Origin of the sequence: Amycolatopsis sp. WAC 01416, from assembly GCF_003947485.1 — a bacterium.
Taxonomy (GTDB): Bacteria; Actinomycetota; Actinomycetes; order Mycobacteriales; family Pseudonocardiaceae; genus Amycolatopsis.
Window position 1 is genome coordinate 1 of the sequence record NZ_QHHX01000032.1, and the last position, 701, is coordinate 701.

A 701-nucleotide genomic window follows, 5' to 3' on the forward strand; every position below is an offset into this window, starting at 1 on the left:
CACCTGGGGCTGTACGCCGAGGAGGTCGGCCCGACCGGCGAACAACTCGGCAACTTCCCCCAGGCCTTCACCCACCTCTCCCTCATCAGCGCCGCCTTCAACCTCGACCGCGCCCTCGGCTGATCCCACCGCTCCGCCGGGATGGCCGTTCCCTGGCGCGTATCGATACAATCGCTTCGTGACGACGCCGTTACCCAGGCCCGGTACGGTCCGGACACCGAGGCGGCGCGGGCGGCCTCGCGTCAGGCCGACCGATGAGCGCAGCGCCGTGGTCCCCCCAAAAAAGATCAGTCGATCCAGACCACGACCGGAATCCGGATCGCCCGGACGTCGTGGTGGACGCTGTACTCGATGATCACAGGCTCGCCCGCGACCTGGATGCTGAACCGCGTGTCGTGGTCGTCCATCGGGTCGCCGGGGGGTTGCTTGTCCTTGTCCAGCGCACCGCCCGCTTCGAGCGCGAGAGCGGCGATGAAATTGGCTACCCGCTTGGCCAGGTCCGGGGGCATCGCCACGATGGCCGCGGCCGGCGTCTCCTCGATGTACGCGGCCCAGCCCGGCCGGGGACGCTCATGGTTCACCCGCCCGCTCCCTCGAGCCGGGCCATGAGGTCGTCGATGCCGACCAGGTTCCTCCCGGCCGCGGCGTTCGCGCGGCTGTGCTCCGCCAACGGGGCCTTGGCCAGCATCGCGATCTTCCAC

At 69.8% G+C, this 701-nt stretch carries 2 protein-coding genes; one reads left to right on the forward strand and one right to left on the reverse strand.

Going from position 1 to position 701, the window contains the following annotated elements; genetic code table 11:
• Window positions 1-123, forward strand: a 123-nt coding sequence (locus DL990_RS42545; protein WP_370451419.1) for a glycoside hydrolase family 15 protein, incomplete at its 5' end; no start/stop codon positions are given.
• 164 nt (window positions 124-287) lie between these two features.
• Here DL990_RS42545 and DL990_RS41160 read toward each other — a convergent pair.
• A complete protein-coding gene (locus DL990_RS41160) occupies window positions 288-581 on the reverse strand; it encodes a hypothetical protein (RefSeq protein WP_199746814.1) in 294 nt (97 codons plus the stop codon).
• Between the last annotated feature and the right edge of the window lie 120 nt (window positions 582-701).